The following is a 20376-nucleotide window of genomic DNA, read 5'->3' as shown; positions in this document are numbered from 1 at the left end:
CTTGACGATTGCTATCGATCTTATCAGGCAGCATACATACGATGGCAGGAAAATTGTTAAATATTCATCATATTATATTGCATAGAAACCCTAACCGATGACAAATGGAATCGAGTTCTGTTTGCATGGGGGTCGAGTGCATCACATAAGCTAATTTAGATTAGAGTCATGGATGAGATCTTGAGTCCGAGGTAGTTAATAATATTAGAGAGTAAGTAGCTTGAATTCTCAGCGAATGAGTTAGCCCATCTGAGCTGTGTGAACCTTGCCATTTTTGCTTTTGGATTGAGCCTTCGGAGCAGCAGGTATAGCCTTCTGCTCACGAGCAGTGTGAGTATCGCAGTCCATATCAGCGCTTCGATGACCATCGGGTTTGAAGTGGGTACGAGATCGAGAGCGTATTTGCTTTTGAGTTCTTGAATAGGATCTCCACCCCCCATCTGGCGCTGTAGAGTTTTGCGATCTCCTCAGCGTTCAGCATCTCTGTCAAGATGTTAGTTATGTAAAGGTGATACTTCTCCTCATCCTCATTGTAGACTGCAACCATTCTGAACCTTTTGGTATCAGTCGCTGCCACGCCGCGGTATGCGCGCGCAATGTCCCGAGACAACTTAGAAAAATATATACGTTTTTAATGTTAACAAAATCATATGTCACTGCGCGAAAATCAGCGGACATTTTTGGTACTGCTTCTGGGGCTGGTGCTGGGAAGGGCTTTAATCTTCGCGGCGGCGAATGGTCAGGGAGACGGAAACGCCAATAATGGAACTAGTGGGGGAGACGCAATCACTTATGCAAGCATGCTATTTGTGATCCTGCTGCTCTTTGCTTTCGCAAGCCTGCCCATATTATGGAACATCAAGGGTTATTATGACCACCTCAGTCAGATTCGAGATCTTCTGGATAAAAGGCTGTCATCTAGCTGCAATCAGGCGGAGCTGGTTCAGCTAGTAAAAGATGCCCTTGCTGTTCAGTCGAGCGGGATGCAGGGTGTGGCGAGAGCCACCATGGCCCTAACCCTGTCTGTCATCCTAGGCGCTGCGATATTCCTGCTTATCGCCAACCCTTGCAACTTAAACGCTGATAACGCGGCACTCACAATGTTAAAGGATATCCTTCTTGCGCTGACCGGTGCCATCTCCTCCATAATCGGGTTCTACTTCGGCGGGCGTGCCACACAGAACCCAGTGGATGGAGGATCGCAACCCACTCCAGCGCCTGCAAATAACATGCCAGTTATTAAGGAGTTCAAGACTGATCCAGAATCGCCAGCCAAACCCGAAACGCCTGTGAAGCTGAGCTGCAGTGCGACCAATCCGTCCGGCGGTTCTCTGCAGTACAAGTTCGAGGTCCTAGACAAAGATGGCAAAAGGATTGATGGCACTCCAGGCTATCAGAATCAGAGCGAGTGGACGTGGAACACCAAGGGCCTAACGGATGGCAAGTACATACTCTGCGTCTATGTGAGAGACGGCCTGCACGCCGATATTACTGGATTCGACAGCAGACAAACGAAGGAGTTCGAGATCAAAACGTGAGACAACACCCCCACCCCCACTTTTTGATAGGTGCGGGCAGGGCGCAGACTCCCATTTTTAGGAGTAAGCCCGTACGAAAACTGTAAATGGCTGAGAGGGCTGGTAAGCCGGTTGAACAGGTTGACGCAACGTATACATCACAGCTCTGTTCAGGTTGTGGTTTTCTCGTGCCAAATCCGCTGAAGGATCAAGTCCATGACTGCCCGAATTGCGGGCTGAAACTGGATCGAGATCATAACGCAGCTTTGAACATGCTCACCCTCGGACTGAGGGATAGAGCCTGTGGAGATACTGGATAGCCAGATCTATGAAACCTTCGACTTGACGTAGAGGGGCTTCGACAACAAGTCGAAGCGCAGGAAGCCCCGCTCTTCGGGGCAGTAGTAAGTCACACAAGCATACGGCCTAACTCTCTGTGAAGTTAACTTTATACTCGGTTCCGGCTTTGATTAGGACAGTTTCGATCAACCTGCACAGGAGCTTGCATGATTAACGAAGTATCCTGCCAGCGAGCACCGATTCCTGGCAGTCCAGTCGGTGAGCAGGGGCTGCGACCTCCGATTAAGCGGGAGCGAGAGGCCATGATTTAGAGGTGGCTGATGATGATGGTGAACCTCGGCGGAATAGTGCCCCTATCCACAGTCGACTGGCCCGGGAGGGCATCTGCGGTGATCTTTCTCAGAGGGTGTCACTTCAGATGTCCGTTCTGCCAGAATGCGGAGCTTCAGAGCGGATGGACGCCAGTGGAGATCTCAGAGCTGATGGATCGCCTGTTTCCCAGAAGGGGCGCAGGCCAGAGCATACTCCATGAGTTCAGCGGATCTCTGCGCATCGACTCCGTCGTTCTCTCGGGGGGCGAGCCGCTCGCGCAGAGGGAGGCGGTCATTGCGATCGCAGGGGAGGTCGATGCACGAGGCCTCGATCTGGGGGTGGAGACGAACGGTTACCATCCGGAGACCCTGGAGGCACTGATATCTGAGGGACATCTGTGCATGGTCTTTCTCGACATCAAGGCAGCCCCCAGAGAGGATGCGTACCTCAGGGCCACGGGGATCAGAGACGCCCTCCCGCGGGTTCTCAGGAGCCTGGATCTCATTGTGGAGCACGATATACCCTTCGAGATAAGGATCACGGTCTTCCCCGGAATGCCCTCGGAGGATGAGGTGAAGGAGATCTCCGATCTTCTGCAACGCGTGAAACCCCGCTCCCTGGAATCTGTCGTCCTCCAGCAGGGCATACCTCCGTGCGGCGAGTTCGAGCCCGTCTCTGAGGAGGATCTCCGAAGGCTCGCGCAATCGTTAAAGTTTAACACCAGGATCAGATCCCTTAGGAGGAGCGTTCCTTGAGGATCATCGGGTTCGTGGGGATGCCCGGCTCCGGAAAGAGCGTGGCATCTGATGTGGCTAGGGAGATGGGCATCAGGGTCGTGGTTATGGGTGACGTGATCAGAGCAGAGGCAAGGAGAAGAGGCCTGGAGCCGACAGATGCAAACCACGGGCGTGTTGGGGATGAGCTCAGGCGATCCGAGGGGGAGGACGCGATCGCGAGAAGGTGCCTGGAAGGTGTGGACAGAGATGAGACGATCGTGGTCGATGGAATAAGGAGCGGTGCAGAGGTGGCGTACTTCAAATTGGCAGCGGATCAATTCCACCTCATCGAGATATTCACCCCTCCGGAGCAGAGGCTGATGAGAATCGCGGCCAGAGGCAGGCCTGACGATAAGAATTGCGAAGATCTCTCTGATGCACTGAAGAGGCGCGATGCCCGGGAGCTCGGCTGGGGAATGGGCGAGGCGATAGCTGCAGCCGAGATGAGAATATGCAATGACTGCGCCCTCGATGAGTTCAGGGAGCGCATCAGGGCGGTGCTGGAAGATCTCTGCAGGTCTTGAACATCCCGAAAAGCACGGCTTCCGCCATCGTCAGCACCACTGACGCCCGCAAGGCTCTACCGGTGCGGCCGATGAGGCTCTGATTGCCAGCTCCACTCCCGCAAGTTAAATATGTTTGCAGCCAAAAGAATCCTGGAGGTGAGATTGAATGTGCACAGTTGGAGGCGGCCCCGATCTCGGCGCGATTGAGGAGGGTATGTCCGCCAAGGATTACATATGCTTGGACTGCGGAAACAAGTTCAAGGGGATGGGCAAAAGGCCGATGTGCCCCTCGTGCAAATCCAGGAACGTAAAGCTTGAGAAATGAGGATCAAGATCGGAGACGATGAGATAGCGTACCTTCGTGGCAGCACAGGAACGCTCGCGCTGGCCAGGACGCTTGGCAGGCATTTCTTTCTTGAGACCGAGCGGGAGGAGATCGTTTTATTCACAGATGCGAACGATCTGATAGTCGCATCGTCATTCGGCACCGGTGAGACCGTTGAGCGGGGGCTGAGATGCACGATATTCCACATCCGCGAGCTCGGCTCCCCTCTCATCGTTCTCCCGAAGGGACACCCCGCCTCCCCGCGGCTCAGGGTGGTTGTATCTGTTGGGCGGAGGACGCGCGTGAGCTGCAGGATACAGCCAGGAACCCATCCGGAGCAGGATGTGCTCTGCGGATCTGAGGAGATGGATGGTGTGGAGATTCATGGAACAAACGATGGCGCAGAGCTCATCGGGTTTGATGGAGAGGTACGCATAGAGAAGCTATGACGCTATCAGCACGCCGCATTACATATGAGACGGATGTGGACGTTCGCATCGATCTCCATGGCAAAGGGGAGGCCGAGGTCTCCACAGGCGTCGAGCTTCTAGATGACCTGCTGAGAATACTCGCAGCATCCGGGCGTTTCGATATCGGAATAAAGGCCAGAGGCGATGCGACCGGAGATCACCACCTTGTTGAAGATGTCGGGATAACACTTGGAAGGTCTCTCTCAGCAGTGAAGAGCGGCACCGGCAGCGCGATAGTGCCGTATGGGGACTGCACCGCTCTGGCAGCAGTGAGCTTTGGCTCTCCCGGCCTCAAAGTTATCATGAAGCTCTCCTCAAAGAACATCGGCGGAATGGCGCTGGAGAACCTGGAGCACTTCATGAGGTCCATGGCATACAACGGATCGTTCACCCTCCACGTTATCACAGACGGCGGCGATGACATGGAGAAGATCGTCTCAGCGATGATGGCCATCGGGGCTGCGCTCAGGAATGCGATAAAGGATGGCGGATTTGATGAGATAAATCCCTAAAGAGATTCTCTGTTCGCCAGTTGCTTCCACCCACTGAGCGTTTTCTCCGTTATTTTAAATTCCGCGACTGAGAGCGTCGTGTATCTCTGACCCAGGCCGAAAGATGGAAATCCTGGATTTTCGAGTCAGAGACAGCAGAAGGATTGCAATCACAGATGCATGAGTCCGCATATTTGAATTTGAGGGATGTGTGGCGAACGATGCTGCCTGACCTCAGCTGCTCCTGAGGGATGGCTGGAGTTCTCGCCATCCCGCACCAGGAGGTATTATGATGGATATCGTGGAGGTTCTCAGGGACGAGGGTATAACAGTCGATGATATTGTCGCGACCGCTCTGGAGCTGTACGTCCCGCATCCGGGCGTCGAGACCCGCGAGAAGGCGGATGCTGTTTTCAGGAGTGAGCTGAATATCGCGCTCTCAGATCCGAACCTGGCGCTTCTCATATACGCGGGGGTTCTTCTGGAGGAGAGGGGAAGGATGAAGATGCTCCCGAACCTGAGAGGAGAGGACTACGAGAGGGATCTCACGTATCTAATAGCTGATGAGGTGCTGGGCATGAGCATAGCGAAGTACATCGGAGGATACAAGGGGACGTTCGAGTATGTCAGATATGATAAGGCAAAGCCCGGGATCCTCGCCAGGCTCGGCCCGTTCATGGATGATGTGATCGGCGGCCTCATCGGGGGAGTCTCCTCGAACATGTACACAAGGGCGGGATTCTGCTGAGAGATCTGCTCTTCGCAATAAGGTCCGGCTTCGGCTTCCTCTCCACGATACCTGTGGGTATATCCATGGAAGGGATCGAGGCCCTGATGAGGCATGTCTACGTATTTCCACTCATCGGGCTCTCCCTGGGCATGATCTTCGCAGCCGTGGCGTATCTCATCGGCCTGTTTCTTCCCCGAGATATCAACGCGATCTGCATAATGATCGCGATATACTGGGTATGTGGCATAAATCATATAGATGGCCTCGCAGACTTCGGCGATGGGGTGACTGCGCACGGGAGTCTTGAGAAGAAGATAAAGGCCATGAAGGACGTGAACCTAGGATCTGGAGGGGCTGTGTTTGTGATACTGGTTCTCCTCGCGCTCTTCTCCGCGATCAGATCCATGGATCATATGCTTCTGCCCGCCGCTCTTGTCGTCTCAGAGATCTCAGCAAAGCAGTCGATGCTGGCTTTTGCAGCGTTCACAGAGCCGTTTCAGGCAGGCCTTGGCCAGATCATGATAGACAGGACAGGAAAAAGGGAGTTCCTCATGGGGCTGATCATCTCCTTAAGCGCATCAGCTCTGCTGCTGAAGACAACCGGAATGGCCATGGTGATCGTCTCTCTCATTTCAGCGCTATATCTCGCGCGCGTCTCGAGGAGGAACTTCGGGGGAGGATCAGGCGATGGCATAGGCGCGTCGAATGAGATCGGGAGGGCCGCAGCGCTCTGCGCAGCCCTCGTGCTGGGGGTGAGTGGCTGGACTGTGTGGTGATGGCCGGAGGCAGGGGCACACGTCTTGGAATGGGCGAGAAGCCGATGGTCCGGCTCTTCGGAAAACCGCTGATCGATTATGTCGTCTCCGCCATAAGACCATCAATCGCGAGGATAATCGTGGCCACGAGCAGTGCCACACCCGAGACGAGAAGGTGGTCTTTAGAGAAGAATCTGGAGGTCGTGGATACCTCAGGATCGGGCTACATCCCCGATATGATCGAGGCTGTGGAAAAATCCGAGATATCAGGGCCTGTCATGGTGGTGATGGCGGATCTTCCTCTCATCAGAGAGGAGATCATAAGAGAGGTTATTGATGCGTACAGCTCCAGACCGGAGCCCGCGCTCTCCGTCCATACCCCTCTGAGCCTCCACAGATCTCTCGGCAGAAGGCCTGACGTGATCTTCAACTACCTGGGCCAGCTCATTGTGCCGGCAGGCGTGAACATCCTCACGGGCTCGAAGATCTCAGAGGAGCAGGAGGACTTCCACCTCATCATGAACAGAATCGAGCTCGCGATCAACATAAATACACCAGAGGATCTCAGGATCTGCGAGAGCATCATCAAAAGACGCATGGAATCGCAGGGTGATATGGATTGAATGGGGACAGCATCAGCATAGATGGAGAGGTCTACAGGATCTCCGAGCTTGAACTTCTCACAGGCGAGAGAAGCCCGGAGAAGGCCAGGGATTACATACTGCTGCTCGCAAAGGTGCTGCAGAACCCGATGAGGCTTCCTGAGCTGCTCAGGGAGTTCTGCACGCTGAGAAACACGCTCAGTGATCCTGAGAAAGAGGAGCTGCGCATGGCTCTCCTCAGGGTGCAGATAGACAGCGAGCTCAGGATGCATGAGGACATCCTGCGCTTCCAGCAGAGGCGCTATGTGGCCCAGGTGATCGAGATACTCATCTTCAAGGAGCTCCTGCTAGCTCCCAGGGAGATCGAGGGAGATCTCGAGTGACTGCAGATCCCAGCATAAGCTCCTGATTTTATGATCGAGAGCTCATCCAGGGGACATGCTGATGGGCATAATTCGCTTGTTTTTCCTCGGGGCGCAGCGCACAGACCAAGAGAACTTTTTTCATCCGGATGCTTATTTGGGATTATGGGCCAGTTTGTTGTAACTCCAGCTGCTGGAAAACGTCTGATCGCCAGGGCTGTGGCCGCGCATCCTGCGGTCCTTGAGGCTATGCGATCCGGCACAGTGGTCATCGTAGCAGGCACCACTAACGGTTACGTGGCTGAGGAGCTGCTAGAGCTGATCGGCCAGAGGGACGGGTTCTCGAGGCACAGATTCTTCAGGGGGATCACGCTTCCTCCATGGATGAAGACCAGCGAGACGGGCCGGCTTCCGGATGAACGCGACTTCCCAGGGGATGTGGTCATAACCAGAGGAGAATGGATGAAGGGGATGACTCTCTTCGATGTGGTCGATGATCTCTCAGAGGGCGATCTGATAATCAAAGGCGCAAACGCTATCGATCTCCAGAGGAGACAGGCTGCGGTCCTCATCGGGCATCCGCGGGGCGGGACGATCGTGGCCGCGCTCCAGGCCGCCGTTGGGAGAAGGGTAGGTCTGATCTTACCTGTGGGCCTCGAGAAGCGTCTCGATGCAGACCTCATGGATCTCTCGCGCAGGTTGAACGCACAGGGATCGAGGGGCCTACGCCTTCTCCCAGTACCGGGGGAGATCATAACAGAGGTCGATGCGATACGCATGCTCACAGGCGCAGAGGCAGAGATCATGGCCGCTGGCGGCGTCTGCGGCGCGGAGGGCAGCGTCTGGCTTCATGTCCATGGAGAAGGAGAGGAGGCTGCCTCAGAGCTCATCAGATCGATAGCCTCTGAGCCGGCCTTCGATCTCTGCTTGTAAAAATTGTATGCAGAATTTACCCCGCAGCAGAGCCAGTACAGATGGGTTGGTACACGTGAGGTTTTTCCCGGTGGTTGACGATCCCGCTCTCATCGTCGAGGGCGCACAAAGGATCATGGTGGTTGCGGATGTGCATCTTGGCATCGAGTATGAGATGTGGCTGGGAGGCGCGAACGTTCCAAGCCAGACCCGAAAACTGCTCGATCGGCTTCGAGGATTGATCGATGAACAAGAACCGAAGAGGCTGATCGTGCTCGGAGACCTGAAGCACAACGTGCCCAGAACGAGCTGGCAGGAGAGAGTCGAGGTGCCGAAGTTCATCGAGTCGGTCTCAGAGATCGTTGAGGTTCTCCTGGTTCCTGGAAATCACGACACTGGCCTGCGGGACCTGGCGCCGGATGCTGAGGTGTGCGAGCCAGAGGGTGTGGTGATCGACGGCATCGGGTATTTTCACGGCCACACCTGGCCCGACCCGGAGGTGCTCTCCGCCAGAAGCCTCATCACAGCGCACCTCCACCCATCTGTGAGGCTGGTGGATCCCCTGGGAGCATCGAGGAGCGAGCGGGTCTGGGTCAGGGCATTCTCGAAGGAATACAAAAAAGAGATCGTGGTCGTGCCTGCCTTCAATCCGCTATGCGGCAGTCTTCCGCTCAACGAGATGGAGGATGAGAAGGGGCCGCTGATGAAGCTCACGGATCTGAGATGCTCCAGGATATATCTTCTCGACGGAACATATCTTGGTAGGCTTGGAAAGATAACTGCAGCTCAGAGACGTGAACGCCTCCCTCCTAAATGATCTCCGCACTAGAGGTTGTGATGAAAAGAGATGAGCAAGAGAGATGATCTCATATGGCCAGACCCTTCGCGTACGCAGGCAAGCATCCGGAAATCGGCCATACGAACTCCACATCCATGAGCCGTTCATCCCAGGAGCTAAGCGGGAATCTGTCGATGTTTTTTCTCTCCTCTCCGCTAGGTATTTCATACGCACTGCATACCTCCTGGCAGGTGTGATCGCTGTAGTAGTTGCCCTCGCTGCCGCTGTCCCACCTGTTCTTCCCGTAGTACACCGAGCTATCTGATGCGCTCTGTCTGTTATCGATCATCGCGTTATGGTAGAGCATGTTGTTTATGCTGTACATGTCCAGACTAATGCCCACTCCATTCATAACCACATAGTTGCCACGGAAGGTGTTGTTTTCAGAGCGGGATACGTCCACACCTACTGCGTTATTGTGCACAATGTTACCGATTACCATGTTATCCTTTGATCTCTCTACCCCCACGCCCGCGCCGTGGTTATTACCTGCATTGTTCTTATGAACTATGTTGCACCTGCTCTCGTCTGAGATGATGATACCGCTCTCTGCATTGCTGTTGACTGTATTGCTTGAGATCAGATTGTTTGTTGCACGCTCTGTTTTTATCCCAAGACCGTTTCCCTCGAGGCCGTTTCCGGAGATGTTGTTCTCGTACGACTCTATGACCTCTATGCCGCACTCTCCGTTCCCGTAGATTGTATTGCCCTCAATCACATTCCCTCTAGACATGTTCAGCAGCTCTATCCCTGCGCCCCGGTTCGTTGAGACGTTGTTACTTGCGATCAGGTTGCTGGAGCCCTCGATCTCCATTCCATCATGGGCGTTCTCCAGAAGCGCATTGCTCTCCACTACATTACCATCACCATATACTACGATGCCACAATCGTCATTTGCATCGATTCTGTTCCACAGTACGGTGTTGTTGCTGCCCCAGATCTCGATACCCACAAGACTGTTTCTGGTGATGCTGCTGTTGATTATGCTGTTACCGGAGCCCGTTATCACCACGCCAGAGCCCACGCATCCACTCACATTGCAGCCCTCGATCCTGCTGCCGTTTGACCCGAGGATTATTCCGTCTCCACAGATGGTGATGCCACTGAGTATCACGCCATCAGCAAGTATCCTGATTCCACCATCGATTACCGCATTTCCTGGACCTGTGATGTTCACAGTTTTGTTGACTATCAGGCTCTCGTGGTATATTACTGGATAGAGATAAATGGTATCTCCATCAGATGCCGAACCGAGCGCATCTCCCAGAGTCCCGCTGGGCCGAACCTCGACATCTGCAGCATTCGCGAAGTGAACAAGCGGCAGAGCGAGCATCATGATGAATATAAGGGACCTCATGATCTCACCCGCTCAGGTCGGACTTAAGTCGGTCGTCCATATAGGCGCCATTCAGGTTGGCCTTTTTTAGCGATCTCAGCGTGAACTCGTCGTACTCAATGTTGCGCAGGCTCGACCCGCTCAGATCAACGTTCGTCATCTCGACCATGTGCATTGTCACATCATTCAGCACAGCCCCTGCGAGGTTTGAGTTCGTGAGGAATACCGTGTCCATCTTCGCCTTCTTTATCTGCGCCCCATGCATATCGATGCCCCTGAGATCCAGATTGAAGAGCGATGTCTTGTAAAGATTCGCGCCGCTCAGGTTCACTCCTGTTGTCTTCACAGAATCCAGCACCACCTCTGAGACGTCCGCGCCTGCAAGGTTGGCCCCGCTGAGATCTGCGTAGCGCATCTTGCAGCCACTCAGATCCGCATCTCTCAGATCTGCCTCTGTGAGGTCTGCATAATCCAGGCTGGCACTTCTCAGGTTTGCGCCGGTCATTATCGCCCGCATCATGTATGATCGAGTTAAATCAGAGCCGCTGAGATCCGTGCCCGTCAGATTCGCTCCGTAGAGCTCAGCCCTGGAGAACTGGCTGTTACTGAATCTGCCGTTGCTGAGATCCGCCCAGCTCAGATGAGCGCCGACAAAGTTCGCATGGCTCAGCGATGCACCGGAGAAGGCCGTGCCTGTCAGATCCGTACGGAAGAACCTCGTGCTCGTCATCTCAGCATCCCTCAGATCCGCATCGTCCATCATGGCCTCTGTGCAGTCTGCCATCGTCAGATTTGCGTTGACAAGGCTGGCGCCACTAAGCCGTGCGTTCCTTAGCTTCGCCCTAGATAGATCTGTGCCGTTGAGGTTCGCGCCGCTGAGATCAGCCATGCTCAGATCCGCGCCCTTCAGCGACGCGCCCTCTAGGTTAGCATTCACAAGCCAAGCAGATCTCAGATATGCTCCACTCAGGTTTGCACCCCTCAGATCAGCGCCAGTCAGATCCGACTGGTTGAGATGCACCCCGCTTAGATCCCGACCGCGCATGTCAGAGAGGCGAAGATCTGATCTATCGCAGATATCCAGTGCATATGCAGTGCTTATTAAAATTATAATAATCAGTATCACTTTATAACGTGCGCTCATAATACCTCCTGGGCATGTGAATGGCCTCTGGCGCTTGGGGCAGATTTGTGATATCATCAAATCAGGCGTACCTCCACTTTGGATTCAGAGAATCGAGGTATTTTATGTCGGGGAAGCTGTACGGCGCTTTGTAGTAGCTGCTGTCTGTAACAACGCCGTAGTAGCTGTCGACTGCAAGCCACCTATCACGGTTATCAGGATCTTCAACGATTATCCACAGATGTCCCTGGTTCTCAAACCCGCTCGGGTCGTACATGTACTTTATGTTATACCCGAACTCTGTATAAATATTTGCCAGCTTCTGGGAGCCATCGTAGCACATCCCCAGAGGGGTTACAGGAAACATCGTAAGTCTGCTCACAGATTTGATGAACTCCTGATTTTTTGTCATGTTGTAGGATCTGTCCTTCTGGATCTCTGTGATGGGTATCACCTGCATGATTCCCGTGCTCTTCGGAGGCTCTGTCCAGAGATCTGCCAGTCTCGGCGCCCCTCCGTTGGGCGTGAGGTACACGACCTTACCGCTGGGAAGCTTGACGGTTACGTATGATCTCTCAGGGGTCGCATCGTATCCATGGGAGACGAGAAAGAACGCGAGGTCATTTACGGTTATCCCGATATCCTCATAGCTGGAGATCAGCAGCCATAGATCATTGACATCATCTGCGGATGAATGGCCGATGCTCAGCAAGATCAGCAGAAAGATGCACATCGCACAGCTGCTTAACTGCACCTCGGCCATCCCAATAATACCGTCGGTGGCCTGTATATATTATTACCCCCTCTGGGGACTCCTGTCACATCCTCCATTCCCCTGAAGGGGGTCTTCTGCTCGATTTCCTGTAATTTCTGGATACCATCGATCTGCTTCAGCTGGCTCAATCCTCACTCGCTCCTCAGAGCCTCGATCGGATCCAGCATGGCCGCTCTGTTGGCAGGGTAAACTCCTGCTACTATGGTGGAGAGGGCTCCGAAAAGCATCCCTATGAGCATCGACTGTATCTTGATGGCGGATGGCAGACCTGCAAGCGATCCTATGGCAAAGGATACCGCTATTCCGAGCGCTATCCCGATGATGCTGCTGACAACCCCAAGCAAACCAGCCTCCAGCAGGTACTGTAAGCGTATATCCCGCGTTGTTGCGCCGAGGGCCTTCATGACCCCGATCTCGCGGACCCTCTCCTTCACGGTGAGCATCATCACGTTTGCGATGCCTATACCGCCAACGACAAGCGATATCGCGCCGATTCCTGCAAGCGCGTACTTGATCATGCTCAGTATGCTCATAAGGGATGAGAGCATATCCCTCGCTGTCGTTGCATCATATGCCTCGTCCTTGTGGTATCTCTCCAGATCGAGCTTTATCCGGTCGACCACCTCATCGACGCTCTCAGGATCGTCGACCGTGACCTGGAAAGTTCCATAATAGTAGTTCTCCCTTCCAAGAAGCTCCTTCATGGCCTTATGCGTGACATACATCTGGGTGTTGATGTTACCCGCTCTTATTCCTGAGGATTCCTCCTCCCTGAGAACTCCCACAACCCTGAAGTCCATGTGGCCATCCTCGTAGTACACCCGTACCCTGTTCCCGGGCGATATCTTCATTCGGAAGAGGCCGTTGGCGACACCGCTGCCTATTACAATCGATGTGTGATCAGATTCTGTGAGAAATCTGCCCTGCGAGATCTTCGATTTGAGATCATGCTCCTTTTCCGGATCGATTCCTATCAGAGTGGCGGATGCGTTCTTATCCCTGAAGCTGACTATCACTCCTGCGGATGTCTGTGGCGCCACGTTTTTGACTCCAGGTATATTCTCGAGGAGCTTTGTGTCCTTGTCTGTGAACTTTGCTGGCTCCTCAGGGCTCCTGGCCGGCGGCCCTCCAAAGCTGAATCTGCCTGGAATCACATGTATGATATCTAGGTCCAGTGTGCTGAACTGTGATGAGACGCCGGAGTAAATCCCCTCTCCAACTGAGAGCATGACCACGATGGCCATCACACCTATTATTATGCCAAGGCTGGACATCAGCGTCTTGAAGCGATCTGCCTTGAATCCTATCGATATCAGATCCAGGATGTCGTAAAGCTTCATGTTGCAGCTCCTGATACTAAACTTTCAGTCTCTTTCTCCTGTAGATGTAAGCAGCCGGTATCAGGAGCAGAACAGCCACGCCAGCAATCACAAGGTTGTTCCGCTTCGGCTCGACTCTTGGAGGTGAGTATCTTGTTTCATATACTTCAGACTCATGCCAGGTCTCGCCGTTCTTGAACCTTGCCACAAAGCTCAGGTTCAGGGGCGCATTCAGCTCTGTCTGCCCCATGGCATCGACCTTGAAGCTGATGGTGAAGACCTCATCAGGGTCCATGGTGCCTATGTAGTACTCCTCGGGCGAGAACCTGACTCCATTCGCAGACGGAATTATTGTAACAGCATTCACCTTGTTCTCGCGGGGGTTGGCAACGTTGAGGTTGACGGTGCCCAAGGTCGTATCCTCTGCCCGTGTCAGGGAGACAGCAGCTGGATCCACCTTCACAGGTATCGTTCTGTGGATCGTTATACCGTCGTAACCGCCCTGCACCTCAAAGTCAAGAAGATGTGTGCCCCTCGTGGCGTTATCTGAAGCCCTGATCTTGTAGTAGATCGTGACCCTGTCAGTGGGGCCGATCATCCCGAGGTTACGGTAATCCTTTGTGAGAACCCCGATCATATCAGTGCCTGTGAGCCGTGTGGCGTTGAGTGGGGTCGAGATGAGCATGCTGTGCGCCGATGTCCCGGCGACAGATTCGCCGCCGGCGCCGTAGTTAGCTGCGCCGTTCTCCAGCTCTATGGCGATAACCGCATCATCTCCAGGCATGAGAACCGCCGGCTCCACAGTTGAGTGTATGTTCACAGGCATGTGGTATATGTAAGCGGAGGCGCCTGATGACATCAGCAGCAATGAGATCATCAATAAAATTCTCATTATGATTGCTCCACAGATGACTGATCAAGTATTCTGCCGTCCCTCATTCGTATAACTCGATTGCAGTACTTTGTGATCTCAGGGTTGTGCGTGACCATTATTATCGTCCGACCTTCCCTGTTCAGACCGCTCAGAATCTCCATCACCTCTTCGGTGCTCTTGAGATCGAGATTTCCCGTGGGCTCGTCCGCGATTATGATCTCAGGGTTGTTTGCGAGCGCCCGCGCTATCGCGACCCTCTGCCTTTCTCCACCGGAGATGTTTTGCGGGCTGAAATCTGCCCTATGGGACACGCCCACGGATTCCAGCAGCTTAAGCGCTCTGGATTTCCGCTCATCACGTGGCAAGCCTTTGAGCATCATCGGCAGCTCGACATTCTTGAGCACGGATATTCGCCCGATGAGGTTGAACGCCTGGAATATGAAGCCTATTCTGTCTCTTCTTATCATCGCGAGCTCCTCCTCAGATGCCTTGCTTATATCACGATCGAGAAGCATGTAGGTGCCTGCTGTTGGTCTGTCAAGGCAGCCGATGATGTTCATCAGCGTCGACTTCCCGCTGCCCGACGGCCCCATCAGCGCCAGAAAATCTCCTGACTCTATGCTCAGGTTGATTCCCTTCAGCACGGGAAGCTCTGCATCGCCCGTGATGTATGTCTTTCTTATGTCGCTGAGCGATATCAACCTCATAAACCACCACGGATTTCACAGGACTGTTCATGGGATCATGCGGAACGATAAATAAACTGTACACTGATCGAACGTACGGTGAACGTACAGGTAGTTCCGTTCCGCAGTAAAGGCCACCTGCGCTCTCACGAAAAACTCAATCCACGATACATGCGAGAGTCTGACAGAAACTGCTGCTGTGTTGGATGACTTTTCCAGAATTCCATCCCTAGGCGTCGATTCTTGGCTAATTTCCATCTTTACCCCTAACGGCCTTCTGTTACGAATTTCAGGACTTATCCAACAGAGCAGAAACTGTCATCAGAGCGCGCGATTCCGGTCGCAGCCTGCAAGATAATTTCAGCTCGGAGTCGGACCACCTTATCCGAGCATGAGAGCTCTCCGATCAGTTAAAGATTGCGAAATACGCGAACAGCATTTGGTCTGGAGTCCGTAGCGCTCAGGTCCAGATGAAATCTCATGGCTTGAGCCGCCTTATCTCCACGTATTCCACGCCGTCATCGCTGTATGCGAATACCATCATCTTGCGCACGCTGTGTGCCAGACGAACCGCTCTGGAGAGCACGGGGAGGTGGAATATGTGATCCTCTCTCACAGTATGCACCAGGTACTCTGAGTGCGTGCCCCTCTTTTCCGCATCGACGCTCTTGTACACCCTGAAGTGTGTGCCGAACTTGAAGCCTGTCTTCACAACGAGCTTCCTGTCCCTCAGATCCCTGTAGACCCGGTACTTCATATCGAAGTCCCCCTCGATCTCTGAGGCCCTTTTCATCAGCTCCTCAAGCGGGACAGGAGCGCCTGATCGGTCAACGAGCTGGATCATGCCCCTCTCAAGAAGGTAGGCGGTCTCAACAAGTGAGAGCTGGAGCCTCTCTCCGATCATCTTTCCATAAAAGCCGTGTCTGTGCAGCCGCTCAGATGCCGCGGGATCCCAGAGCACAACCCTGTCGTCAAGAAGCGTCGCCTGCCCGCCAGGCTCCGCAGCCTCTGTCCGGCCTGCGGGATTCGATTCCCTCACCTCATAGTATGTTATATCGCTCTCCTCATCGACAACCGCGAGCATGAGCCGTCTCCTCATCTGGCTGGAGAGCCTCAGCGGCTCAACGATCCTCTCCAGAGGCAATGGCATCCTCTCAGAGACAACGAGCACATAGAACTCTGCAGGCGTCTTCCCCGGGTGACCGCCGCGCGGGTAGACCCTGAAGTCCGGTATTCCGGGCTGGACATAGTAGCCCCTCTCCCTCAGGTCCTTGTAGACGACATACCTGAACTCGAAGCCCTTCTCAGATGAGGATGCGAGCTCGAAGAAGCTCCGGAAGCTCAGGATATGCCCATCAGCCTCGATCCTCAACCTGGATCTGTCGAGAAGATATGCGGCCTCGACGAGCGTCAGCTCAAGCCCGTCCTCAAGAGGCCGCCCAAAGTAGCCCTGCTCGTAGAGCGCCTTGATAGCATCTTTTCCGAGATGCACCCTTCCCGACTCAAGCCTTCCGAGCAGCGGCTCCTCTGACATGCTCAGATGCTCAGCCTGTCCGGCCATATGCCATGGACCACGCCGATGGCTCTGTCCACGGTCTCGTGCACATCAGCAGCGGGGTAGCCGCATGAGAGCATGTACGCTTCCACATGGTTTGGCACAGCGATCGACATCTGCTCAACCATCGAGACCGTCTGCATGATCGTGTAATCGCCGAGCTCGAATGGTATTATCGCATCTGACACGAGAAGCTCGAATATCTCCGGGGATATTGGCCTCTCAAAGCCTGAGAGAAACGCCTCGAGTATCTCGCTCGTCCACTCATGCCGCCTTCCGCCCGCGTCCTGGTAGGGTATCACCACGACCTCGCGCGTGCTGGCGAGCCTCTCAACGAGATCCTGTGGTGTCGGGTGCCCTTTGAAGATCAGGTTGAGGAAGTTCGTGTGCGGTATCGTCGTCGGCACCTTAGAGGCGCGTATCGAGAACTTCACGTCCTTGAATATGGTGCCCGCATCAGCCCCCTGATGCCCTGCACCCCTTCCGAACTGTATGGCGCTTGGCGATGCGCGCACGACCGTGTGCGGATCTCCGTGTCTTCTGTCGATATTTCCGATCATGCCGCATAGCCCTAGAGGTCGCGCGGCATATGCAAGTCTGCTCAGGCCTGTCGTGTTGCAGCTCGTGCATTGCACAACCTTCGGCTTCGCCTTAAGAAACCTCTCGTAGTTCTCAAGCCCGAAGAAGAACTCTCTCCTGAGATCCTTCCTCACATCATCTGTGAGCTGGAAGCCCTCCTCCTCGAGCCCCTTCTCCAGCTCATCCCTGTGGGCTCCGCCCATCAGCGCCACGAAGCAGCCATGCTCCAGCCCTGATTTGAGGTACGGCAGCTCCTCATCCCCAGGTGTGCCGATCATGACGAACTCGGAGCTCTCGAAGAACTCCCTGTATCCTCCCTCCAGCTTGAATCCCGCGCTCTCCCATTTCGCTCTGTCCTCGTCGCTGCTGGCATACGCCCTGACACCGCAGATCCTGATCATCTTCCTCAGCATCGATACAGCTCTGGCGTGCGGTTTTCTCACGAGCACATTTATATCGCCGCCGATGCCGGCTGCCTGCTTAACGGCATGCAGGGCGAATATGGTCCTCTTGCTCTCCGTGCCATCAAAACCCACAAAGCCAGCGTTATTCTTCAAGTACGATCACTTCCTGTGCGGTGTTGAGAATGCACCATATTTAAGATTTCTTGGAAGGATTTGTGTCATCCAGAACGCAGGTTCTTGGAGCGCATGACTCAAACAACACGCTCTCCTGCGGCCAGGCTTCTCAGAGCGGATCTGAATTCCTCGGCGCGGAGCCTCAACCGCCTCCTCAGAGATGCGTCATCGGATGATACAGCCACGATGCAGCCCATCCATCTTCCGCCCTCCAGGCCAGCGTCGTGGAATACCAGAGGATGCAGCTCCACGCACTCAGGAAACGACAGGCTGTCCATGATGTGCCAGCTCATCGCCACCCAGCCACGATCCTCAGCCTCTTTTAGAAGCTCGATGGCCCTTTCGTGGTCCTCCGGGTAAGGAGGATCGATGAGCAGAAGACCAGGTTCGCTTCTCTTCAGGAGGTTCATGACCCCAGCGAAGCCATCACCCAGATGGAAATGCGCGTCAGGGCAGCTGCTCCAGCTCTTTTCGACGTCCTCGCTGACGTCCCAGAGCTCCGCCAGGACTCTCCTGCTGAGTGCTCTTCCTAGCCTGAGGACGATCTGTGCTGAGCCAGGGTACCTCAGGAGCCGATCCGCATTCATCTCCTCCAGAACCGCGAAGTACGGGCTCTTGATCCATGATCTCGCATGCCAGCACCTCCCTATCCCACCCCTCCATTCTCCATCAGGGGCAAGCCTGTACTCAGGGTACCCGACGTGCGATTCTGCATATACCAGGGGATCCGAGATGGAGAGAAGATACGCAGCAGCCTCTGATAGCAGAAAGTGCTTCCAGAGATCGCCTGCGTTTCCTGCATGCTCCCTGTGGTCGTAGGTCATCGGCATATCTGAAGGGTCTCTCAGGGAAGCTATATCTTCTGTTCGATAAAGTGAAGAAGATTGCACGCCGGTAATCGGGCCGGTAATCGGTATGCTGCAGCCTCATGCCACTTTTGTTGATCCAGTCCCCCTGTACGTTAGGTCCGCCAAAACGACCTCAGCAGAGGGCACATCCAGATCTATTCTCTTCTCCCTGGTGCCGCGGAGCCGCTGCGAAGCTCTCCCCTCGCCAGCGACGCGAATATGCCGATGAAGCAGAGCACAGAGAATATCGCAAAGACCACCCTGCTGCTCTCTATCAGACTCGAATATGTGTCCGGGGTTATCTCGACCCTACCCATGTAGATAGCGAATATCACCATCGCCAGGCTCATGCTGAGCATCTGGCCCAGAAGGCGCATTGTTCCGAGGGTTGCAGATGCTATCCCGTAGTGTTTCCTATCAACAGAGCTCATTATCGCGTTTGTGTTTGGTGGCGTGAAGAGGGCCAGCCCAAATCCAAGGAGGAGAAGCGCAGCTCCGATGAACCACACCGGCGTTCGCTCACCAAGAAACACAAACGGCACAATACCGAGCAGCGTGATGATCATGCCAGCGGATGCAACAAGCCTCGGCTCGATTCTGTCGGAGAGCCTGCCGGCAAACGGGGAGAAGATCGTCATCATCAGCGGCTGTGCGAGGAGCACCAGCCCAGCACTCCTTGGATCAAGCCCCTTTATGTACTGCAGGTAAAGGCTCAGCAGGAAACCTGTCGCGAAGGTAGCGCTGTAGTTTATGAGCGCCGCGAGGTTTGAGAAGGCGAAGACACGATTGGATATGAAGAGCCCGACCTCGAGAACAGGGCTCTCTGCCCCAGTTTCCACGTACAGGAACAGTATGAGCCCGGCCAAGCCCGCGATTGTCAAAAAACGGCCGGCGCTGGAGGGTAGCAGCGACATACCGTACACAAGAGCCATGACGGAGATGCCGTATATCAGAGATCCGGTAAGGTCGAACCGCTCACCCCTCGCATCTGCCCACTCCTCCCTTAGCTTCAGCATCAGTAGTGCAAGCGCTAGTGCTCCGAGCGGAACCGTTGCCGTGAACAGGCTTCTCCAGCCGAGGTACTGGGTCAGAATCCCGCCGAGGACGGGGCCAAGTGAGAGTCCCAGGTAAACAGAGGCTGCATTGATCCCGATAACCCTGCCGCGTTTTCTAATCGGGAATACAGAAGTCAGTATCGCGACCGCAGTGCCGAAGATCATCGCAGCTCCGATCCCCTGCACGAATCTTGCGGCTATGATCATGCCGGCGGACTGTGAGGCGGGCGCGAGTATCGACGCCAGAGTGAAGAGCGCAATCCCGTAGCCGAAGATCCTTCTTCTCCCATATATATCGGCCAGACGCCCGAACGGCACCAGGAAGACAGCAGCTGCCAGAAGAAATGCGGTTGAGATCCAGCCGAGCATCACAGCGTCCAGAGAGAACTCACTGCCGATGGCCGGTAGCGCGATGTTCACGGATGATGACATGAAGGCTGTGAGGAAAGATCCGATCACGGAGACAACAAGGGCGCAGCTCTGTACGCGCTCTGAATCGCTATCTTCTTGGCGGACTCTCATGCTGATACCTGCTCAGGCGCACATCTGCATTTGCGAGGATGTATTGCTTTTGGTTGGCACTGCTAGATGTCGGGCGTCTCGACCGTTTCGTTGAATCCCATCGTTTGCGAGGATGTATTGCTTTTGGTTGGCACTGCTAGAGGGGCACTGCTAGAGGTAACATCATGTAGCTGTTAAATAATACAAAGACAAGTTTCAGTGAGTCGGCGTCATACGGGCCACGTTGAGAG

24 protein-coding genes are annotated in these 20376 nt (G+C 54.4%); 13 read left to right on the top strand and 11 right to left on the bottom strand.

What is annotated here, in order from left to right:
* Nucleotides 1-349: 349 nt before the first annotated feature.
* Nucleotides 350-610 carry a transposase gene (locus NQU42_RS06105; RefSeq protein WP_296609897.1) on the bottom strand — a complete coding sequence of 87 codons (261 nt, stop codon included), beginning with the start codon at nt 608-610 and terminating at the stop codon, nt 350-352.
* 40 nt (nt 611-650) lie between these two features.
* Between NQU42_RS06105 and NQU42_RS06100 the strand changes: the two genes are divergently transcribed.
* From NQU42_RS06100 to NQU42_RS06040, 13 genes are all read left to right on the top strand, one after another.
* Complete coding sequence (locus NQU42_RS06100; protein ID WP_296609896.1) at nt 651-1538, top strand: hypothetical protein; 888 nt, start codon at nt 651-653, stop codon at nt 1536-1538.
* 86 nt (nt 1539-1624) lie between these two features.
* On the top strand, nt 1625-1837 hold the full coding sequence (locus tag NQU42_RS06095) for a transposase (RefSeq protein ID WP_366070197.1): 213 nt from the start codon (nt 1625-1627) through the stop codon (nt 1835-1837).
* A gap of 300 nt (nt 1838-2137) precedes the next feature.
* Entirely contained in the window at nt 2138-2884 is a 747-nt protein-coding gene (locus NQU42_RS06090) for an anaerobic ribonucleoside-triphosphate reductase activating protein (RefSeq protein ID WP_296609895.1), read from the top strand.
* A complete protein-coding gene (locus NQU42_RS06085; RefSeq protein WP_296609893.1) occupies nt 2881-3429 on the top strand; it encodes an AAA family ATPase in 549 nt (182 codons plus the stop codon). Before NQU42_RS06090 ends, NQU42_RS06085 begins: the two co-directional genes overlap by 4 nt.
* A gap of 148 nt (nt 3430-3577) precedes the next feature.
* The gene (locus NQU42_RS06080) at nt 3578-3736 is read left to right on the top strand and encodes a hypothetical protein (RefSeq protein ID WP_296609892.1); all 159 of its coding nucleotides are present in this window, start codon (nt 3578-3580) and stop codon (nt 3734-3736) included.
* On the top strand, nt 3733-4185 hold the full coding sequence (locus tag NQU42_RS06075) for a hypothetical protein (RefSeq protein WP_296609890.1): 453 nt from the start codon (nt 3733-3735) through the stop codon (nt 4183-4185). The genes NQU42_RS06080 and NQU42_RS06075 overlap by 4 nt, the downstream gene beginning before the upstream one ends.
* Nucleotides 4182-4718, top strand: coding sequence for an imidazoleglycerol-phosphate dehydratase (locus NQU42_RS06070; protein WP_296609889.1), 537 nt, complete (start codon nt 4182-4184; stop codon nt 4716-4718). Before NQU42_RS06075 ends, NQU42_RS06070 begins: the two co-directional genes overlap by 4 nt.
* A gap of 268 nt (nt 4719-4986) precedes the next feature.
* Nucleotides 4987-5445 carry an alpha-ribazole phosphatase CobZ gene (cobZ, locus tag NQU42_RS06065; protein ID WP_296609887.1) on the top strand — a complete coding sequence of 153 codons (459 nt, stop codon included), beginning with the start codon at nt 4987-4989 and terminating at the stop codon, nt 5443-5445.
* The gene (gene cobS, locus NQU42_RS06060; protein ID WP_366070202.1) at nt 5436-6203 is read left to right on the top strand and encodes an adenosylcobinamide-GDP ribazoletransferase; all 768 of its coding nucleotides are present in this window, start codon (nt 5436-5438) and stop codon (nt 6201-6203) included. The genes cobZ and cobS overlap by 10 nt, the downstream gene beginning before the upstream one ends.
* Nucleotides 6203-6805: an NTP transferase domain-containing protein gene (locus NQU42_RS06055; protein ID WP_296609886.1), complete on the top strand. Its 603-nt coding sequence runs from the start codon at nt 6203-6205 to the stop codon at nt 6803-6805. Before cobS ends, NQU42_RS06055 begins: the two co-directional genes overlap by 1 nt.
* Nucleotides 6802-7167 (top strand): hypothetical protein, encoded by a 366-nt coding sequence (locus NQU42_RS06050; RefSeq protein ID WP_296609882.1) that lies wholly within the window; start codon nt 6802-6804, stop codon nt 7165-7167. Before NQU42_RS06055 ends, NQU42_RS06050 begins: the two co-directional genes overlap by 4 nt.
* Nucleotides 7168-7311: 144 nt before the next feature.
* Nucleotides 7312-8079 (top strand): hypothetical protein, encoded by a 768-nt coding sequence (locus NQU42_RS06045; protein WP_296609881.1) that lies wholly within the window; start codon nt 7312-7314, stop codon nt 8077-8079.
* 70 nt (nt 8080-8149) lie between these two features.
* Complete coding sequence (locus NQU42_RS06040) at nt 8150-8875, top strand: metallophosphoesterase (RefSeq protein WP_296609879.1); 726 nt, start codon at nt 8150-8152, stop codon at nt 8873-8875.
* A gap of 49 nt (nt 8876-8924) precedes the next feature.
* Here NQU42_RS06040 and NQU42_RS06035 read toward each other — a convergent pair whose 3' ends face one another.
* The 10 genes from NQU42_RS06035 to NQU42_RS05990 form a co-directional block, all read right to left on the bottom strand.
* Nucleotides 8925-10253 (bottom strand): NosD domain-containing protein, encoded by a 1329-nt coding sequence (locus NQU42_RS06035; RefSeq protein ID WP_296609878.1) that lies wholly within the window; start codon nt 10251-10253, stop codon nt 8925-8927.
* A gap of 4 nt (nt 10254-10257) precedes the next feature.
* Entirely contained in the window at nt 10258-11376 is a 1119-nt protein-coding gene (locus NQU42_RS06030; RefSeq protein WP_296609876.1) for a pentapeptide repeat-containing protein, read from the bottom strand.
* A 61-nt stretch (nt 11377-11437) separates the two neighbouring features.
* Complete coding sequence (locus NQU42_RS06025) at nt 11438-12088, bottom strand: hypothetical protein (RefSeq protein ID WP_296609874.1); 651 nt, start codon at nt 12086-12088, stop codon at nt 11438-11440.
* Nucleotides 12089-12261: 173 nt separating this feature from the next.
* A complete protein-coding gene (locus tag NQU42_RS06020) occupies nt 12262-13470 on the bottom strand; it encodes an ABC transporter permease (RefSeq protein ID WP_296609873.1) in 1209 nt (402 codons plus the stop codon).
* Between the two features lie 16 nt (nt 13471-13486).
* Nucleotides 13487-14326, bottom strand: coding sequence for a hypothetical protein (locus NQU42_RS06015; protein ID WP_296609871.1), 840 nt, complete (start codon nt 14324-14326; stop codon nt 13487-13489).
* A 14-nt stretch (nt 14327-14340) separates the two neighbouring features.
* Nucleotides 14341-15024, bottom strand: coding sequence for an ABC transporter ATP-binding protein (locus NQU42_RS06010; RefSeq protein WP_366070200.1), 684 nt, complete (start codon nt 15022-15024; stop codon nt 14341-14343).
* A 463-nt stretch (nt 15025-15487) separates the two neighbouring features.
* Entirely contained in the window at nt 15488-16543 is a 1056-nt protein-coding gene (endA, locus tag NQU42_RS06005; RefSeq protein ID WP_296609868.1) for a tRNA-intron lyase, read from the bottom strand.
* A gap of 2 nt (nt 16544-16545) precedes the next feature.
* The gene (locus tag NQU42_RS06000; RefSeq protein ID WP_296609865.1) at nt 16546-17700 is read right to left on the bottom strand and encodes a glyceraldehyde-3-phosphate dehydrogenase; all 1155 of its coding nucleotides are present in this window, start codon (nt 17698-17700) and stop codon (nt 16546-16548) included.
* Nucleotides 17701-17798: 98 nt separating this feature from the next.
* Nucleotides 17799-18545, bottom strand: a complete 747-nt coding sequence (gene rlmJ / locus NQU42_RS05995) for a 23S rRNA (adenine(2030)-N(6))-methyltransferase RlmJ (RefSeq protein WP_296609864.1) — start codon at nt 18543-18545, stop codon at nt 17799-17801.
* A 179-nt stretch (nt 18546-18724) separates the two neighbouring features.
* Nucleotides 18725-20146, bottom strand: coding sequence for an MFS transporter (locus NQU42_RS05990; RefSeq protein WP_296609862.1), 1422 nt, complete (start codon nt 20144-20146; stop codon nt 18725-18727).
* Nucleotides 20147-20376: the final 230 nt, after the last annotated feature.

The organism is Methanothrix sp. (assembly GCF_024518575.1).
Classification (GTDB): Archaea; Halobacteriota; Methanosarcinia; order Methanotrichales; family Methanotrichaceae; genus Methanothrix_B.
This window is presented reverse-complemented; position numbering and strand designations above follow the sequence as displayed.

Excerpts from the sequence above, each read along its gene's own strand:
- NQU42_RS06100 (WP_296609896.1), top strand. The coding sequence starts at position 651 with ATGTCACTGCGCGAAAATCAGCGGACATTTTTGGTACTGCTTCTGGGG.
- NQU42_RS06095 (WP_366070197.1), top strand. The coding sequence starts at position 1,625 with ATGGCTGAGAGGGCTGGTAAGCCGGTTGAACAGGTTGACGCAACGTAT.
- NQU42_RS06090 (WP_296609895.1), top strand. The coding sequence starts at position 2,138 with ATGATGATGGTGAACCTCGGCGGAATAGTGCCCCTATCCACAGTCGAC.
- NQU42_RS06080 (WP_296609892.1), top strand. The coding sequence starts at position 3,578 with ATGTGCACAGTTGGAGGCGGCCCCGATCTCGGCGCGATTGAGGAGGGT.
- NQU42_RS06075 (WP_296609890.1), top strand. The coding sequence starts at position 3,733 with ATGAGGATCAAGATCGGAGACGATGAGATAGCGTACCTTCGTGGCAGC.
- NQU42_RS06070 (WP_296609889.1), top strand. The coding sequence starts at position 4,182 with ATGACGCTATCAGCACGCCGCATTACATATGAGACGGATGTGGACGTT.
- cobZ (WP_296609887.1), top strand. The coding sequence starts at position 4,987 with ATGATGGATATCGTGGAGGTTCTCAGGGACGAGGGTATAACAGTCGAT.
- NQU42_RS06055 (WP_296609886.1), top strand. The coding sequence starts at position 6,203 with ATGGCCGGAGGCAGGGGCACACGTCTTGGAATGGGCGAGAAGCCGATG.
- NQU42_RS06045 (WP_296609881.1), top strand. The coding sequence starts at position 7,312 with ATGGGCCAGTTTGTTGTAACTCCAGCTGCTGGAAAACGTCTGATCGCC.
- NQU42_RS06035 (WP_296609878.1), bottom strand. The coding sequence starts at position 10,253 with ATGAGGTCCCTTATATTCATCATGATGCTCGCTCTGCCGCTTGTTCAC.
- NQU42_RS06030 (WP_296609876.1), bottom strand. The coding sequence starts at position 11,376 with ATGAGCGCACGTTATAAAGTGATACTGATTATTATAATTTTAATAAGC.
- NQU42_RS06025 (WP_296609874.1), bottom strand. The coding sequence starts at position 12,088 with ATGTGCATCTTTCTGCTGATCTTGCTGAGCATCGGCCATTCATCCGCA.
- NQU42_RS06020 (WP_296609873.1), bottom strand. The coding sequence starts at position 13,470 with ATGAAGCTTTACGACATCCTGGATCTGATATCGATAGGATTCAAGGCA.
- NQU42_RS06015 (WP_296609871.1), bottom strand. The coding sequence starts at position 14,326 with ATGATCTCATTGCTGCTGATGTCATCAGGCGCCTCCGCTTACATATAC.
- endA (WP_296609868.1), bottom strand. The coding sequence starts at position 16,543 with ATGTCAGAGGAGCCGCTGCTCGGAAGGCTTGAGTCGGGAAGGGTGCAT.
- rlmJ (WP_296609864.1), bottom strand. The coding sequence starts at position 18,545 with ATGACCTACGACCACAGGGAGCATGCAGGAAACGCAGGCGATCTCTGG.
- NQU42_RS05990 (WP_296609862.1), bottom strand. The coding sequence starts at position 20,146 with ATGAGAGTCCGCCAAGAAGATAGCGATTCAGAGCGCGTACAGAGCTGC.